Here is a 15,455-nt window from a genome sequence, read left to right as displayed (position 1 = left end):
ACACTACGCGGCTTCCTGCAGCGCCGGGTTGCGCTGCTTGCGGTAGAGGAAGTCCAGCACCGCGGTGCGGCAGGCGTGGTAGGCCTTGTCGTCGGCCAGCGCGACGCGGTCGCGCGGGCGCGGCAGGCCCACCTTCAGGATCTCGCCGATGGTCGCGGCCGGGCCGTTGGTCATCATGACGATGCGGTCGGCCAGCAGCACGGCCTCGTCGACGTCGTGGGTCACCATCACCACGGTGCTGCGGGTACGCGCCACGATCTTGATCAGCTCGTCCTGCAGGTGCGCGCGCGTGAGCGCATCGAGCGCGCCGAAAGGCTCGTCCATCAACAGCACCTTGGGCGACATCGCCAGCGCGCGGGCAATGCCCACACGCTGCTTCATGCCGCCGGAGATTTCATGCGGATACTTGTTCTCGGCGTGCGTCAGGCCCACCAGCGCCAGCGTGTCGTGCGTGCGCGCCTTGAGCTGCGGCTTGCTCTCGCTGGCGGCGAAGACGCGCTCCACGCCCAGGTAGACGTTTTCGAAGCACGTCAGCCACGGCAGCAGCGAATGGTTCTGGAACACCACCGCGCGCTCCGGCCCCGGTCCGGCGATCTCGCGCCCGGCGCAGATCAGCGCGCCGGTGGTGGGCGTGGCCAGTCCCGCGACCAGGTTCAGCAGCGTGGACTTGCCGCAGCCGGAATGGCCGATCAGCGTGATGAACTCGCCCTCGGCGATATGCAGGTTGATATCGCGCAGGGCGACGAACGGGCCCTTGCGGGTCTTGAAGGTCTGGCCGACGTTTTCGATGCTGACGAACTTGTCCATGGCGATTCTCCCCGCGTATCAGTTGGTGCCGTAGCTGAAGCGCCGGGCCAGCGCCAGCAGCGCGTGCTCGAGCAGCAGCCCGATGATGCCGATCACGAAGATCGCGATCACGATGTGCTCGACCTTCAGGTTGTTCCATTCGTCCCAAAGCCAGAAGCCGATGCCGGTGCCGCCGGTCAGCATCTCGGCCGCGACGATCACCAGCCACGCGGTGCCGATCGACAGCCGCACGCCGGTCAGCATGTAGGGCAGCACCGCGGGGAACAGCACCCGCGTGAACACCTTCCATTCCGACAGGTCCAGCACGCGTGCCACGTTCAGGTAGTCCTGCGGCACGCGCGTGACGCCCACCGCGGTGTTGATCACCATCGGCCAGATCGAGCAGATAAAGATCGCCCAGATCGCGGCCGGGTTGGCGGCCTTGAACAGCAGCAGGCCGATCGGCAGCCACGCCAGCGGCGAGACCGGGCGCAGCAGGCTGATCACCGGCGCGGTCATCGCATTCAGGAAGGCAAAGCGCCCGATCAGGAAGCCGGCCGGGATGCCGACCAGCGCGGCCAGGCCGAAGCCCGCCGCGACGCGCGCCAGCGATGCCAGCACGTTCCAGCCGATGCCCTGGTCATTGGGCCCGTTGCGGTAGAACGGGTCGGCAAACAGCGGCACCGCGGCGTTCCATGTGGCCTGCGGCGTGGGGATGGCCGGGATCATCGTGGCGATGCCGTGCCAGGCCAGCACGAACAGGGCAAAGCCCAGCACCGGCGGCACGGCCTTGAGCACCAGCGCGGCGACTGCCTCGCGGCGTTGCGCGCGCCGGGCCTGCGCGGCGATTTCCTGTTCGCGCCGGCGGGCCCGCTCCTTGATGTCGGGGTCGGCGGGGGTGGCTATGGTTGCACCATCGGGCGTGGGGTGGGCAATGGCATTCACGTCTGGCTCCTTTCGTCAGGGGCACTGCGGATCAGTGGGGAAGGCTTGTGTCAGGCCTTGATCTTGAAACCATCGGCGTAGGCCTTGGGGTCCTTGCCGTCCCAGACCACGCCGTCGATCAGCTTGGCGCTGCGCATGTCGCTCTTGGGCAGCGGCACTTGCGCCGCCGTGGCGGCCTGCTTGTAGACGTCGATGCGGTTGACCTGCTTCGCCACCGCGAGATAGTCCGGATGTTCCTTCAGCAAGCCCCAGCGCTTGTGCTGCGTCAGGAACCACATGCCATCGGACAGGTACGGGTAGTTGGCGCTGCCGTCCTGGTAGAACTTCATCGCGTCCGGGTCGTCCCAGGTCTTGCCCAGGCCATTGGTGTAGCGGCCCAGCATGCGATCCAGGATGATGTCCATGTCGGTGTTGACGTAGGACTTGGCGGCAATGGTCTCGGCGGTCTTGCGGCGGTTGGAGGCCGACGCATCAATGAACTTCGATGCCTCCAGCACCGCGGCCACCATCGCGCGCGCGGTGTTGGGATACTTCTGCACGAATTCGGCGGTGGTGCCCAGGGTCTTCTCGGGGTGGCTCTTCCAGATGGCCTGCGTGGTCTCGGCGGTGAAGCCGATCTTGTCGGCGATGGCGCGCGCGCCCCAGGGCTCGCCCACGCAGAAGCCGTCCATATTGCCCACGCGCATATTGGCCACCATCTGCGGCGGCGGCACCGTGATCGCCTTGGCGTCCTGCATCGGGTTGATGCCGTTGGCCGCCAGCCAGTAGTACAGCCACATCGCATGCGTGCCGGTGGGGAAGGTCTGGGCGAAGGTGTAGTCGCGCTTCTCCTTCATCATCAGCGCCTTCAGGCTGGCGCCGTCCTTGACGCCTTTCTCGGCGAGCTTGGACGACAGCGTGATGGCTTGGCCGTTGTGGTTCAGGTTCATCAGCACGGCCATGTCCTTCTTCGGGCCGCCGATGCCCAGCTGCACGCCGTAGATCAGGCCGTACAGCACGTGCGCCGCGTCCAGCTCGCCATTGACCAGCTTGTCGCGCACGCCGGCCCATGAGGCTTCCTTGGTCGGCGTGATCTTGATGCCGTACTTCTTGTCCAGCCCGAGGGTGGCGGCCATCACCACCGAGGCGCAGTCGGTCAGCGGGATAAAGCCGATGCGCACGTCAGTCTTCTCTGGCGCGTCCGAGCCCGCAGCCCACGCACCAGCGCGCACCAGCGGATCGACCAGCGTCATCACGCTGGCGCCGGCGATGGTGGCCAGCACGCGGCGGCGGCCGCTGCTGGCCGGCACGGCGTCGGCAGCGGCGTCGGAAACGTGGACGGCTGCGTGCAGCGGCTTGGCAATCCTGAGGCGAGAGGGCATTGCATGGCTCCAAGAAAAAAGGCGTCCCTGCCGCGACCGGCTTCGCCAGAAGACCGGTGCGGCACAGGGACGCCGTTGTCCGTGGCGTGGCACAGCCCGCGTTGGCCGTGCCCGCCGAAATTGTTGGTCGGCCGCCGTTGGCCGATACCTGCATTACGCAAGGCGTGTGCCAGCCTGTGCAGTGCAGCATTCGTGGGCGGATTTGTGACGGATCGGGAGGAAATGGCCGGATGCGGTGCGCGCGCGGCAGCCGCTGCCGCATTCGCGGGAGAAGGGGAGGGAGGTGACGCAGCGCGGCAGCGCCAGGAACGTGCATTGCACCAGTCGTGTGCGGCAGCGCACCACGGCTGGCAGGCGGGAGCGGCTCAGCCCATCACGTCGATCACGCGCTGGGCCGCGTCCACCAGCTTCAGGCCGCGCTCCATCGCCATGCTGCGCAGGCGCTTGTAGGCCTCGTCCTCGCTGAGGCCGCGCGCCTGCATCAGCAGCCCCTTGGCGCGCTCGACCACCTTGCGCTCGGCCAGCTTGAGCCGGGTGGCATCGAGCTCGGCGCGCAGCTGCTGGTCCAGTTCAAAGCGCGCGTAGGCCACGTCGAGCACGGTCTTGACGCGCTCGGCGCGCAGGCCGTCGACGATATAGGCGGTGATCCCAGCCGTCAGCGCTGCCTTGATGCGCTGGCTGTCGTCGTTATCGGTGAACAGCACGATCGGGCGCGGCGCATGCTGGGTCGAGACGCAGACATGCTCGATGGTGTCGCGCGCGGCGGATTCAGACGCGATGATCAGCATGTCGGGTTGGGTGGCCGTGATCACATCCGGCAGGCGCAGGTCGGCATCGACGATCTGGATCTCGGTAAAGCCGGCGCTCACCAGCCCGCCGCGGATGGTTTCGACGTTCAGCGGGTCGGCGTCATGCGGGTCGCGCACGAGCAGGATCCGCAACACCCGGCCGCCGGCAGTCGGCGGGGCAAGTGCGGCGGGCGTGGGCGATGGGGGCGGGTGGTGTCGTGTCATGGCTAGGCTCTGTTGCAGTGCGCCATGCAAGATTCGCGCCGGGTAAGTATCCGGTCATCTGCGCCAGTCCGGTGCGGTGGCGCTGCGAGGATGCCTGGATTCATTGTATGCGGTCGTCCGCAGAGCCAACTCTCGCGGTGTATCCTGTTGCCCTGCTGCGCCGGGCGCGTCTGCTGGCGACGCCGCGCATGGCTGCATCCCGCAACCCCGCATCCCGCGCCGCAGCACCGATCAGAACAAATCTGGAGAGATGCATGACCGAATTCGTGTTCGCCCCGCCCGCGCCCGTTGGCGTGCCGGTGCGCGGCAGCAACGCTAGCTTCCCGGTCCGGCGCGTGTACTGCGTCGGCCGCAACTATGCTGCCCACGCCCGTGAAATGGGCTCGGACCCCGACCGCGAGCCGCCGTTCTTCTTCTGCAAGCCGTCCGACGCGGTCAGCTACGTCGCCGACGGCAGCGAAGGCGCCTTCCCGTACCCGCCGGGCACCAGCAACTGCCACTATGAAGTGGAGCTGGTGGTGGCGATCGGCAAGGGCGGCCGCGACATCCCGGTCGACCAGGCAGCCGGCCACGTGTTTGGCTACGCCGTAGGTCTGGACATGACCCGCCGCGACCTGCAGAACGAATCGAAGAAGACCGGTCGCCCCTGGGAGACCGGCAAGGCCTTCGACCAGTCCGCGCCGATCGGCCCGATCGTGCCGGTGTCGGCCATCGGCCATCCGGAGAAGGGCGCGGTGACGCTGGCGGTCAACGGCGTGGAGAAGCAGCGCGGCGACCTGTCCGACCTGATCTGGTCTGTGCCGGAGATGGTGTCGTACCTGTCGAAGCTGTTCGAGCTGCAGCCGGGCGACCTGATCTTCAGCGGCACGCCCGAAGGCGTGGGCCCCGTGGTCAAGGGCGATGTCATGCAGTGCCACGTCGGCGGCGTGGGCGATCTCACCATCAAGGTAGTCTGATCCGATGCTCAAGCTCTACAGCTATTTCCGCAGCTCGGCCTCGTTCCGCGTGCGCATCGCGCTGGAGCTCAAGGGGCTGTCCTATGACTATGTGCCGGTGCACCTGCTCAAGGAAGGCGGCCAGCAGCTCAAGCCAGAGTTCCGCGCCGTGAATCCAGACGGCCTGGTGCCTGCGCTGGCCGACGGCGAGCATGTGCTGCAGCAATCGCTGGCGATCGTCGAATACCTGGATGAGGTCCATCCCGAGCCGAAGCTGCTGCCCGGCACGGCGCTGGACCGCGCCTACGTGCGCGGACTGGCCCAGGAGATCGCGTGCGAGATCCACCCGCTGAACAACCTGCGCGTGCTGAAGTACCTGAAGCACACCGTGGGCGTGACCGACGAGGTCAAGGACGCGTGGTACCACCACTGGATCGAGCTGGGCTTTGCGTCGCTGCAGGCCAACCTGGAGCGCGGCGGCAAGGCCGGGCGCTTCTGCTTTGGCGACACCCCCACGCTGGCCGATATCTGCCTGGTGCCGCAGGTGTTCAACGCGCAGCGCTTCAATATCGACCTGGCCCGCTACCCGGCGATCGCGAAGATCTATGAGGCCTGCATGGCACTGCCGGCCTTCCAGAAGGCACAGCCGAAGTCGCAGCCTGACGCGGAATAAGCATTCGCAGGCCTGCAAAGCAAAACGCCCCGGCAGTGCCGGGGCGTTTTGCTTTGCGCGGGTTGCCGGGCCTTACCCCAGCAGCGCGTCGGCGAACTCGTCCGCCTTGAACGGCTGCAGGTCCTCCACCTTCTCTCCAACGCCGATGAAGTAGACCGGCACCGGGCGCTGGCGCGCGATCGCCGCCAGGATACCGCCCTTGGCGGTGCCGTCGAGCTTGGTCACGATCAGCCCGGTCAGGCCCAGCGCGTCGTCGAAGGCGCGGGTTTGCTGCAAGGCGTTCTGGCCGGTATTGGCGTCGATCACCAGCAGCACCTCGTGCGGCGCGCTCGGCATGGCCTTGCTGATCACGCGCTTGACCTTCTTGAGCTCTTCCATCAGGTGCAGCTGCGTCGGCAGGCGGCCGGCGGTGTCGGCCATGACGATGTCGAGGCCGCGCGCCTTGGCCGCATTGACGGCGTCGAAGATCACCGCCGCCGGGTCGCCGCTTTCCTGCGCCACCACGGTGACGTTGTTGCGCTCGCCCCAGATTGTCAGCTGCTCGCGCGCGGCCGCGCGGAAGGTGTCGCCGGCGGCCAGCAGCACCTTCTGGTCATAGCGCTGGAAGTGCTTGCACAGCTTGCCGATGCTGGTGGTCTTGCCGGCGCCGTTGACGCCCGCGATCATCATCACCATCGGCTGCTCGCGGCCCAGCGCCATGGTCTTTTCCAGCGGGCGCAGCAGCTGGGTCAGCAGTTCGCGCAGTGCCGCCTTGACGCCTTCGGCGGTCTCGATGCGCTCGGCCTTGACGCGCTTGCGCAGCTCGCCCAGCAGGTATTCGGTGGCTTCGACGCCGGCATCGGCCATCAACAGCGCGGTTTCCAGTTCCTCGAACAGGGCCTCGTCGACCTTGACGCCGACGAACAGCGTGCCGATGTTGCGGCTGGTCTTGGACAAGCCGGTACGCAGCCGCTGCATCCAGCCCTGCCTGGCTTCCACGCTGGGCGCGGGCGGCGGCACCAGCTCGAGCGCCTCGGCCGGTGCCGCGGCGGGCGCCGGGGCAGGGGGTGGCACCTGGGCCGGGACCGGCACCGGGGCTGGCACCGGAGCGGGGGCCGGGACGGGTGCCGGCGCGGGCGCCGGGGTGGGTGCAGGCGTCGCGACCGGAGCGGGGGCCGGGGCTGGCGCCTCGACGGGCGCGGGCTCGGCCTTGCGCTTCTTCCAGAAACTAAACATGGGGGAATGGGGTCAATACCGTGGCCGTTACCCTGGCGGCAACCAATGCCAGCAGGCAACCGGTTAATAATCAAGGGGTTACGCAGGTATCGCGATGGCTGGGGAGAAACCGTTGTGGTCCCGGCCGGCGATTGCGTATAGTTCGCTACATGGCAGATTCATGCGCGCAGCCTTGCGCACGTGAGTCGATCGGCAAAATTCTAGCAGACGGGGTCGCATGAACCATTGCGCTGTCCTGACCGCAGCGGGCGCCGAAGGTGCCCAAACGCGCATCCAACGCCTTTCACCACACTCAGAACCGCTTCCCTCCCGCGCCGCGCATCTTGCCCGGCATGTCATTCCCGCGCTGCTGCTGGCCTTGCTGCCCTGGTCGATGCCGGCGGGCGCGCAGGGCGTGGTCGCGTCGCCCATGCCCGGCATGCAGACCGCCCCGGTGGGCGCCACCGTCCAGGACACGACCGAATACCGCCTGTCCAACGGGCTGAGGCTGATCGTCAAGGAAGACCACCGCGCGCCCACAGTCGCGCACCAGATCTGGTATCGCGTGGGCGGCATCGATGAGGTCAGCGGCACCACCGGCGTGGCCCACATGCTCGAGCACATGATGTTCAAGGGCACGCCCAAGGTCGGCGTGGGTGAATTCTCCAAGCAGGTGGCCGCGCTGGGCGGGCGTGAGAACGCCATGACCAACCGCGACTTCACCATGTATTACCAGCAGATCGGCAAGCAGTACCTGCCGAGGATGATGGAGCTGGAGGCCGACCGCATGGCCAACCTCATCATCACCAAGGACGAGTTCGAACGCGAGATGAAGGTGGTGATGGAAGAACGCCGCCTGCGCACCGACGACTCCGCGCGCGGCACCGTCTACGAGCAACTGCTGGCCACCGTCTACACCGCGGCCGCGTACCGCCACCCGGTGATCGGCTGGATGGACGACCTGGTCAATATGCGCGTGGACGACGTCAAGGCGTGGTACCGCCACTGGTACGTGCCCAACAACGCCATGGTGATTGTCACCGGCGACGTCAAGGCCGAGGAAGTGCGCGCCCTGGCCGAGCGCTATTACGGCAAGATCAAGCCGCGCACGCTGCCGCTGCGCAAGGACCAGGAAGAGCCGGCGCAAAAGGGCATCAAGCGTATCTGGGTCAAGGCGCCGGCCGAGAACCAGTACATGGTGATGGCTTACAAGGTGCCGCGCCTGCGCGATATCGAGAAGGACGTCGACCCCTACGCGCTGGAGGTGCTGTCGGCCGTGCTCAACGGCTACGACAACGCGCGCCTGACGCGCGAACTGGTGCGCGAGCAGCGCCTGGCCGACGACGTCAACGTCGGCTACGACAGCATCAACCGCGGCGAGTCGCTGTTCGTGCTCGACGGCACGCCGGCTGCGGGCCACAACACCGACGAGATCGAGCGCGCGCTGCGCGCCGAGGTCCAGCGCATCGCCAAGGAAGGCGTATCGCCAGAGGAGCTCAAACGCGTCAAGGCGCAGGTGGTGGCCGGCCAGATCTACAAGCGTGATTCGGTGTTCGGGCAGGGCATGGAAATCGGTGTGTCCGAGATCTCGGATATCTCCTGGCGCCAGATCGACCGCATGCTCGACAAGATCAAGGCTGTCACGCCGGCGCAGGTACAGGCCGTCGCCGCGAAGTATTTCAACGACGACAACCTGACCGTGGCCACCCTTGTGCCGCAGCCGATCGATCCGAACAAGCCCAAGGCCCAGGCCCCCTCGGGCCTGCGCCACTGAGGAAAGGCGATGACTCAGTACGTCCCCACCCCGCAGCGTGCGCTGCGCAAACTGGCCGGCGCCGCATTGGGCGCCGTCGTCCTCCTGGCTGCGCAGCTGGCGCAGGCCGCGATTCCGATCGAGCACTGGACTGCGTCCACCGGCGCCAAGGTGTTCTTCGTGCACAGCCCGTCGATCCCGATGCTCGACGTCAATATCGACTTCGACGCCGGCAGCCGCTATGACCCGCCGGGCAAGGCCGGGCTGGCCACGCTGACCGCCGCGCTGCTGGACAAGGGCGCCGCGGCGCTGGCGGGCCAGCCGGCGCGCGATGAAGCAAAGATCGCCGATGGCTTTGCCGATACCGGTGCCGCCTTCGGCGGCGCTGCCGGCGGCGATCGCGGCGGCATCGGGCTGCGCACGCTGACCGCGCAGCCGGAGCTGGACCAGTCGGTCGCGCTGGCCGCGCAGCTGATCAAGGCGCCGACCTACCCGGACGCCGTGGTCGGGCGCGAGAAGCAGCGCCTGATCACAGCCATCCGCGAAGCCGACGCCAAGCCCGGCGTGATCGCCGACAAGGCGCTGGCCAAGGCCATGTATCCTGACCACCCCTACGGCGTGGCCGCGACCCCGGACAGCGTGGCGTCGATCACGCGCGACGACATCGTCAGGTTCTGGCGCGACAACTACAGCGCGCAGCGCGCGGTGGTGACGCTGATCGGCGCGGTCGACCGCAAGCAGGCCGAAGCCATTGCCGAGCAGCTCACGGGCGGGCTGCCGCCCGGCAGCGCGGCGCCGGCCATGCCGCAGGTGCGCCTGAACATTGCGCCGAGCGAGCAGCGCATGCCGCATCCGGCACAGCAGTCCAGCGTGGCCATCGGCCAGCCGGCCATTGCCCGCGGCGATCCCGATTACTTTGCGCTGCTGGTGGGCAATTACGTGCTGGGCGGCGGTGGCTTCAGCTCGCGCCTGACTGACGAGGTGCGCGAGAAGCGCGGCCTGACCTACGGCGTGGACAGCTACTTCGCGCCGTCCAAGCAGCCGGGTCCGTTCGGCATCAGCCTGCAGACCAAGAAGGCGCAGACCGACGAAGCGCTGGCGCTGGTGCGCCAGGTGCTGGCGCGCTTTGTCGCCGAGGGCCCGACCGAGAAAGAGTTGCGCGCGGCCAAGGACAATCTCATCAACGGTTTCCCGCTGCGCATCGACAACAACCGCAAGCTGCTGACCAACGTCGCCAACATCGGCTGGTACGGGCTGCCGCTGGATTACCTGGACACCTGGACCGCCAAGATTGGCAAGGTCACGCGCGAGCAGGTCAGGGCCGCTTTCCAGCGCCATGTGCGCCCGGACAATATGGCGACGGTGATCGTCGGCGGCCCGGTCGCAGCGCCTGCGACCGCCGCCAGGCAGTGATGCCAGCACCGCTTGGGGCCGTCATGGGCGCCGGGACTCCGGCGCGTGCGGCGAACCGGCCCGCAGGCTCTACAATCACGGGATGAATTCGCGTTCCCGATTGCCATCGCCCGCCACCGGCGGGCGACCCGCCTCTCCTGCCGCTGCCAGCGGCGGGCGTTCCCCCGTTTCCGCGGCGCCTCGCCAGGCACCGTCCCAGGTCCGCATCATCGGCGGCCGCTGGAAGCGCACCTTGCTGCCCGTTCCCGACGCCCAGGGCCTGCGCCCCACGCCCGACCGCGTGCGCGAGACGCTCTTCAACTGGCTCGGCCAGGACCTGTCCGGGCTGGAGTGCCTGGACCTGTTCGCCGGCTCCGGCGCGCTCGGCTTCGAGGCCGCCTCGCGCGGCGCCGCCGCGGTCACGCTGGTCGAGTCCAATGCGCGCGTGGCCAAGCAGCTGCGCGACAACCAGTACCGGCTCGACGCGGCCCAGGTGCGCGTGATGCAGGGCGATGCCTTTGCCATTGCCGCGCAGTTGCCCGATGCCACCTTCGACGTGGTTTTCCTGGATCCTCCCTTCGCCGAGGACTGGATCGGGCCGGCGCTGGAGCATGCGGCGCGGCTGTCACGGCCCGGCGGCGCAGTCTATGTCGAGACTGACCATGCGCTGACCGGCGCCGACGCGCCGGTGCCGGCATCGCTTGAAATCGTCCGCCATGCGCGCGCGGGCGCGGTGCATTTCCACCTGCTCCAGCATCGCGTGCCGGGCAACGGCGCTGCCTGATGCACCAGCCTGGTGCGATTGTCGGGGTGCGCCTGTTCCACATTCAGGAAGGGCGCCTTCCTCAATGGGAAACGGGTTCCTAGCTGCACTGCGGCAAAACGGTGCGCCGGGCGACTTCCAAGTGGCGCATTTGGGGTTACACTACGCCGCTGTCACAACGCTCGCGACGCAGCACCCACGCCGGTTCCGGCCGGCGCAAGAGGCGGCCCATGGCCGGCAGCGGGCAGATCAAGGAGGAAGTATGGTCATCGCGGTCTATCCCGGCACGTTCGATCCAATGACCCGGGGACACGAGGATCTCGTCCGCCGTGCGTCGAACATCTTCGACGAACTGGTGGTCGGCGTGGCGCACAGCCCCAACAAGCGCCCGTTCTTTGCGCTCGAAGAGCGCATCAGCATTGCCCGTGAAGTGCTCGGGCATTATCCCAATGTGCGCGTCGAAGGCTTTTCCGGCCTGCTCAAGGACTTTGTGCGCAACAACAATGCGCGCGTGATCGTGCGCGGCCTGCGCGCGGTGTCCGACTTCGAGTACGAATTCCAGATGGCAGGCATGAACCGCTACCTGCTGCCCGACGTGGAAACCATGTTCCTGACGCCGTCGGACCAGTACCAGTTCATCTCCGGCACCTTCGTGCGCGAGATCGCGGTGCTGGGCGGAGACGTCAGCAAGTTCGTGTTCCCGTCGGTGGAACGCTGGCTGCAAGAGAAAATCGGCAAACCAGAATAAAATAGCAATTCAGATACGTCGAGTCGCGGCCAGTCGGGCGCGGGCGTGTCCGCAGGAAGGAAACACCATGGCGCTACTGATCACCGACGACTGCATCAACTGCGACGTTTGTGAACCCGAGTGCCCGAACGAAGCCATTTCGATGGGGCCCGAGATCTATGAAATCGACCCCAACAAGTGCACCGAGTGTGTCGGGCACTTCGACGAGCCGCAATGCCAGCAGGTCTGCCCGGTTGCCTGTATCCCCAAGGATCCGAACCGCGTCGAAACGCATGAGGTCCTGATGCAGCGCTACCGGCTGCTGACGGCCGCCAAGCACGCGGCCTGATCTGCAGCTTCAGCCAGGCAAAAAAAGCCCCCGGCACCGCAAGGTGACGGGGGTTTAACTTTTCCCCAGTTACTGCTGGTACTACCTACAACACTGCGCGGTCACGCACCCATCGGCTTGCCGTCGCTACGGCGCACCACGATGGTGGACGAGCGCGGCAGCTTGGCCGCGTCCGGCCACTTGCCGGTGGGGTGCTGGATATTGATGAAGCAGGTGGTCAGGTCCGGCGTGTAGGCAATGCCGGTGATCTCGCAGCCGGTCGGGCCTGCCAGGAAACGCTTGGACTGCCCCGTCGGCGAGATGTTGTACATGCTGTTGTTGCCGAACGTGCCGGTATAGGCGGCGCTGGTGCTGGAGTCGGTCTGCACCCACAGGCGGCCCCTGGGGTCGACGCGCAGGCCGTCCGGGCTGGAAAAGGTGTCGCCGATGATGTTGCCCTTGAGGTTGTCGGTGGCCAGCGACGGGTCGCCCGCCTGCAGCAGGATGCTCCACGTGAAGGTCGTTGCCAGCGGCGAATTGCCGGCCTCGTTCCACTTGACGATATGGCCGTGCAGGTTGCTCTTGCGCGGGTTGGCGGCATCGGTCTGCTGGCGCCCGCTGTTGTTGGTCAGCGTGCAATAGAGCGTGTTGTCCGGTGCGGCCGTGATCCACTCGGGGCGGTCCATCAATGTGCCGCCGGCCACGCGCGCGGCGGACTTGGTGTTGATCAGCACATCCGCCTGGCTGGCGAAGTCGACCGTGGTCGGCGCCGGCGACACCGCCGACTGGGTCCAGTTGCCCGGATCCGATGCGCCGACGGTCAGGCCGTTCTTGCCCTGGGTCAGCTCGATCCATTGGCCGCTGCCGTCGGCGTTGAACTTCGCCACGTAGAGCGTGCCGCTGTCCAGCAGGTTGGCGTTGGCGGCGCGGTTGTTCGGATCGAACGCCTTGCTCGGGATGAACTTGTAGATGCAGCCCGGGGTGCCGTCGTCGCCCATGTAGAAGGCGACGTTGTTGCTGGCATCGGTCAGGAAGGCGACGTTCTCATGGTCGAAGCGGCCCATCGCGGTGCGCTTGGCCGGCGCGCCCAGCGTGCCGTAGGGGTCGACCTCCACCACCCAGCCGTAGCCGTTTTCGGCCTGGATCGGGTCGATGTAGTTGTCCGTGCTTTCTTCGCAGGTCAGGTAGGTGCCCCACGGCGTATGGCCGCTCGAGCAGTTGTTGAGCATGCCGACCACGGTCGAGCCCACCACCGATGCGGCCGGCCCGCCCACGCGGTACAGCGTGTTGCCGGTGTAGCGCTTGTTGTAGATCGAGTCGCGCTTGACTTGCCACTTGCCGCTGGCGGCCAGTTCCACCTCGATCACCGAGATGCCCACCGCCGAAAGGGCGATGCGCTTCTGCTCCGGGCTCGCGGTGGCGGCATTGTAAGCGGTCGGGAACAGGATGTTGTAGTCCGGCAGCTCGTGGTTGATCGCGAGCAGGCCGCCCTTCTGCGGATCGATGCCCGGCAGCGCAAAGTAGTGCATGCCGTCGTGGTTGCCGCCGGCCTGGCGCTCGGTTTCGGCCGAGGACTGGAAGGCGCCGGCATAGCCGGTGGCGCCGGCTTCGACCGGGTCTCCGGCGGAGAACAGCACGTCGACGCTGTAGCCGTTGGGCACGACCACGGTATCGGCGGTCGACTTGGCGATCGGCTCGAAGGTGACGTCGTAGCTCGGGGCGACCGCGGCGGGCGCCGGGGCCGGAGCGGGTGCGGGGGCCGGTGCCGGTGCCGGTGCGGGATCGTCATCGCCGCCACAGGCCGCCAGCAGGCCGCTGCCAAACGCCGAGGCCAGCGACAGGCCCAGGCCGCCGCGCAGCACCCGGCGGCGGGCCGGGTTGGCGGCTACGATGTCTTCGAGCATCTGGCCGGGCACGTCAACATCGGGCTTGGCGGCGCGGCTGGCGGCACGCGCTTCGTCGGTCAGGTACGACATGGGCTTTCCTCCTGTGGGTTGTCATGCGCATCGGCCACCATGCGATACCGACGCGATTCGAAACCACGGAATGTAGGTGCTGCCCATGGCACTTTGATGACAGCATGTCTGCAACAGCAGTCTTTAGTGCCGCCCAACGACGACGGGCCGCAAATGCGGCCCGTTCCATGCTGCTGTCCCAGGAGTGTGGCTGTGCGCCGTTGGCTGTCTCAGCGCGTGGTATGCAACTGCGCCATGGCGCGTTCGGCATCGCCGCGCGCCAGCAGGCCGAGCGGGTCGATGCAGCGGTCGATGGCGGCATCGATGGCTTCCTGCTCCTCGCGCCGCGGTGGCTTGAGCACGAAGTTGACCACGTCCTCGCGGCCCGCGCCGGCGCCGCCGGGTGCGTTGCGCGGATGGCCCACGCCCAGGCGCAGGCGCCAGTAGTCCTGCGTGGACAGATGGGCCGAGATGTCCTTGAGCCCATTGTGGCCGCCCGCGCCGCCGCCGCGCTTGAGCTTGGCTGCGCCTGCGGGCAGGTCCATCTCGTCGTGCGCGACCACGATCTCGTCGGGGAGGACCTTGTAGAAGCGCGCGAGCGACACCACGGCCAGGCCGGAGCGGTTCATGAAGGTCGACGGCTTGAGCAGCCAGATGTCCAGGTCCCACAGCCGCGCACGCGCGGCCAGGCCGTGGAAGCGGCCTTCCACGCGCATCGTGGCGCCGCCCATGCGGGCCAGCTGGTCCACCAGCCAGAAGCCGGCGTTGTGTCGGGTGGCCTCGTATTCCGCACCGGGATTGCCGAGGCCGACGATGAGCTTGATCATGCGTTTGACTGGGTCGTTGGCGCGCAAGGCTGCACCACAAGCGCCAAGGATACCGAAAAACCGGCAGACGGCTGCCGGGCGAAAAAAAACCGCCGCAAGAAGCGGCGGTTTCTTCGTGGCGCGGCCGGCAGGCCGCAACCGCTGCTGCAGCTTAGGCAGCCGGCGTTTCGCCAGCGGCTTCGCCACCTTCGGCAGCTTCCGACACGGCACCAGCCGGTTGCGAGACGCTGGCGATGGCCGGGTTGTCGTCACCGTGGGTGATCACGGTCACGCCCTTCGGCAGCTTGATGTCCGACAGGTGGACGGTCTGGTTCAGCTCGACGGCGGCCAGGTCCACTTCGATGAACTCGGGCAGGTCGGCCGGCAGGCACGACACTTCCAGGTCGTTCAGGATGTGGTTGACGATGCCGTGGCCCAGCTTCACGCCAGGAGCGGTTTCCTGGTTCATGAAGTGCAGGGGCACCTTGACGTGGATCTTGTCGTTGGCCGACACGCGCTGGAAATCGACGTGCAGCACCAGCGGCTTGAACGGGTGCATCTGGAATGCGCGCAGCAGGGCCTGTTCCGACTTGCCAGCGACTTCCAGTTCCAGGATCGACGAGTGGAACGCTTCCTTCTTCAGGGCGTGCCACAGCGCGTTGTGATCCAGTTCGATCATCTTCGGCTCGGCGGCGCCGCCGTAGATGATGCCGGGGGTCTTGCCCGAATTGCGCAGGCGGCGGCTCGCACCCGTTCCCTGTACGCTACGCTCGAAAGCGACAACTTTCATGATGACTCCAAAAAGTAAGAAGGCTGTCCGCGAC

General features: G+C 67.1%; 15 protein-coding genes. 7 read left to right on the top strand and 8 right to left on the bottom strand.

Translation table 11 applies throughout. From position 1 onward, the window contains the following. Positions 1–3: 3 nt before the first annotated feature. The 4 genes from A3A5_RS0110355 to A3A5_RS0110340 all read right to left on the bottom strand — a co-directional run bounded on the left by A3A5_RS0110355 (position 4) and on the right by A3A5_RS0110340 (position 4,105). Positions 4–807 (bottom strand): ABC transporter ATP-binding protein, encoded by an 804-nt coding sequence (locus A3A5_RS0110355; RefSeq protein ID WP_018310510.1) that lies wholly within the window; start codon positions 805–807, stop codon positions 4–6. Positions 808–825: 18 nt separating this feature from the next. Continuing rightward, entirely contained in the window at positions 826–1,731 is a 906-nt protein-coding gene (gene ntrB, locus A3A5_RS0110350; protein WP_018310509.1) for a nitrate ABC transporter permease, read from the bottom strand. Between the two features lie 50 nt (positions 1,732–1,781). Next, positions 1,782–3,092: a CmpA/NrtA family ABC transporter substrate-binding protein gene (locus tag A3A5_RS0110345; RefSeq protein ID WP_018310508.1), complete on the bottom strand. Its 1,311-nt coding sequence runs from the start codon at positions 3,090–3,092 to the stop codon at positions 1,782–1,784. Positions 3,093–3,457: 365 nt separating this feature from the next. Continuing rightward, positions 3,458–4,105, bottom strand: a complete 648-nt coding sequence (locus tag A3A5_RS0110340) for an ANTAR domain-containing response regulator (protein ID WP_026200645.1) — start codon at positions 4,103–4,105, stop codon at positions 3,458–3,460. Between the two features lie 254 nt (positions 4,106–4,359). Here A3A5_RS0110340 and A3A5_RS0110335 point away from each other — a divergent pair, with 254 nt between their 5' ends. After that, positions 4,360–5,061: a fumarylacetoacetate hydrolase family protein gene (locus A3A5_RS0110335; protein ID WP_018310506.1), complete on the top strand. Its 702-nt coding sequence runs from the start codon at positions 4,360–4,362 to the stop codon at positions 5,059–5,061. A 4-nt stretch (positions 5,062–5,065) separates the two neighbouring features. Next, on the top strand, positions 5,066–5,713 hold the full coding sequence (gene maiA, locus A3A5_RS0110330) for a maleylacetoacetate isomerase (RefSeq protein ID WP_018310505.1): 648 nt from the start codon (positions 5,066–5,068) through the stop codon (positions 5,711–5,713). Positions 5,714–5,785: 72 nt separating this feature from the next. Here the strand turns inward: maiA and ftsY are convergent, their stop codons facing one another. Further along, positions 5,786–6,928, bottom strand: coding sequence for a signal recognition particle-docking protein FtsY (gene ftsY / locus A3A5_RS0110325; RefSeq protein ID WP_026200644.1), 1,143 nt, complete (start codon positions 6,926–6,928; stop codon positions 5,786–5,788). A gap of 217 nt (positions 6,929–7,145) precedes the next feature. Here ftsY and A3A5_RS0110320 point away from each other — a divergent pair, with 217 nt between their 5' ends. The 5 genes from A3A5_RS0110320 (at position 7,146) to A3A5_RS0110300 (ending at position 11,891) form a co-directional block, all read left to right on the top strand. Continuing rightward, complete coding sequence (locus tag A3A5_RS0110320) at positions 7,146–8,681, top strand: pitrilysin family protein (RefSeq protein ID WP_018310503.1); 1,536 nt, start codon at positions 7,146–7,148, stop codon at positions 8,679–8,681. A 9-nt stretch (positions 8,682–8,690) separates the two neighbouring features. Then, positions 8,691–10,073 carry a pitrilysin family protein gene (locus A3A5_RS0110315; RefSeq protein ID WP_018310502.1) on the top strand — a complete coding sequence of 461 codons (1,383 nt, stop codon included), beginning with the start codon at positions 8,691–8,693 and terminating at the stop codon, positions 10,071–10,073. A gap of 82 nt (positions 10,074–10,155) precedes the next feature. Next, positions 10,156–10,836 (top strand): 16S rRNA (guanine(966)-N(2))-methyltransferase RsmD, encoded by a 681-nt coding sequence (gene rsmD, locus A3A5_RS0110310; RefSeq protein ID WP_026200643.1) that lies wholly within the window; start codon positions 10,156–10,158, stop codon positions 10,834–10,836. A 241-nt stretch (positions 10,837–11,077) separates the two neighbouring features. Further along, on the top strand, positions 11,078–11,563 hold the full coding sequence (gene coaD, locus A3A5_RS0110305) for a pantetheine-phosphate adenylyltransferase (RefSeq protein WP_018310500.1): 486 nt from the start codon (positions 11,078–11,080) through the stop codon (positions 11,561–11,563). A 67-nt stretch (positions 11,564–11,630) separates the two neighbouring features. Beyond that, positions 11,631–11,891, top strand: coding sequence for a YfhL family 4Fe-4S dicluster ferredoxin (locus A3A5_RS0110300; RefSeq protein ID WP_011296529.1), 261 nt, complete (start codon positions 11,631–11,633; stop codon positions 11,889–11,891). A 101-nt stretch (positions 11,892–11,992) separates the two neighbouring features. Here A3A5_RS0110300 and A3A5_RS0110295 read toward each other — a convergent pair whose 3' ends face one another. From A3A5_RS0110295 to A3A5_RS0110285, 3 genes are all read right to left on the bottom strand, one after another. Then, a complete protein-coding gene (locus A3A5_RS0110295; RefSeq protein ID WP_018310499.1) occupies positions 11,993–13,846 on the bottom strand; it encodes a PhoX family phosphatase in 1,854 nt (617 codons plus the stop codon). 209 nt (positions 13,847–14,055) lie between these two features. Then, entirely contained in the window at positions 14,056–14,652 is a 597-nt protein-coding gene (pth, locus tag A3A5_RS0110290; protein WP_018310498.1) for an aminoacyl-tRNA hydrolase, read from the bottom strand. Between the two features lie 151 nt (positions 14,653–14,803). Then, positions 14,804–15,421: a 50S ribosomal protein L25/general stress protein Ctc gene (locus A3A5_RS0110285; protein ID WP_018310497.1), complete on the bottom strand. Its 618-nt coding sequence runs from the start codon at positions 15,419–15,421 to the stop codon at positions 14,804–14,806. Positions 15,422–15,455 lie beyond the last annotated feature (34 nt).

The organism is Cupriavidus sp. UYPR2.512 (genome assembly GCF_000379565.1).
Lineage (GTDB): Bacteria > Pseudomonadota > Gammaproteobacteria > Burkholderiales > Burkholderiaceae > Cupriavidus.
This window is presented reverse-complemented; position numbering and strand designations above follow the sequence as displayed.

Coding starts and splice junctions, on each gene's coding strand:
- A3A5_RS0110355 (WP_018310510.1), bottom strand. CDS start 807: ATGGACAAGTTCGTCAGCATCGAAAACGTCGGCCAGACCTTCAAGACC.
- A3A5_RS0110345 (WP_018310508.1), bottom strand. CDS start 3,092: ATGCCCTCTCGCCTCAGGATTGCCAAGCCGCTGCACGCAGCCGTCCAC.
- A3A5_RS0110340 (WP_026200645.1), bottom strand. CDS start 4,105: ATGACACGACACCACCCGCCCCCATCGCCCACGCCCGCCGCACTTGCC.
- A3A5_RS0110335 (WP_018310506.1), top strand. CDS start 4,360: ATGACCGAATTCGTGTTCGCCCCGCCCGCGCCCGTTGGCGTGCCGGTG.
- maiA (WP_018310505.1), top strand. CDS start 5,066: ATGCTCAAGCTCTACAGCTATTTCCGCAGCTCGGCCTCGTTCCGCGTG.
- ftsY (WP_026200644.1), bottom strand. CDS start 6,928: ATGTTTAGTTTCTGGAAGAAGCGCAAGGCCGAGCCCGCGCCCGTCGAG.
- A3A5_RS0110320 (WP_018310503.1), top strand. CDS start 7,146: ATGAACCATTGCGCTGTCCTGACCGCAGCGGGCGCCGAAGGTGCCCAA.
- A3A5_RS0110315 (WP_018310502.1), top strand. CDS start 8,691: ATGACTCAGTACGTCCCCACCCCGCAGCGTGCGCTGCGCAAACTGGCC.
- rsmD (WP_026200643.1), top strand. CDS start 10,156: ATGAATTCGCGTTCCCGATTGCCATCGCCCGCCACCGGCGGGCGACCC.
- coaD (WP_018310500.1), top strand. CDS start 11,078: ATGGTCATCGCGGTCTATCCCGGCACGTTCGATCCAATGACCCGGGGA.
- A3A5_RS0110300 (WP_011296529.1), top strand. CDS start 11,631: ATGGCGCTACTGATCACCGACGACTGCATCAACTGCGACGTTTGTGAA.
- A3A5_RS0110295 (WP_018310499.1), bottom strand. CDS start 13,846: ATGTCGTACCTGACCGACGAAGCGCGTGCCGCCAGCCGCGCCGCCAAG.
- pth (WP_018310498.1), bottom strand. CDS start 14,652: ATGATCAAGCTCATCGTCGGCCTCGGCAATCCCGGTGCGGAATACGAG.
- A3A5_RS0110285 (WP_018310497.1), bottom strand. CDS start 15,421: ATGAAAGTTGTCGCTTTCGAGCGTAGCGTACAGGGAACGGGTGCGAGC.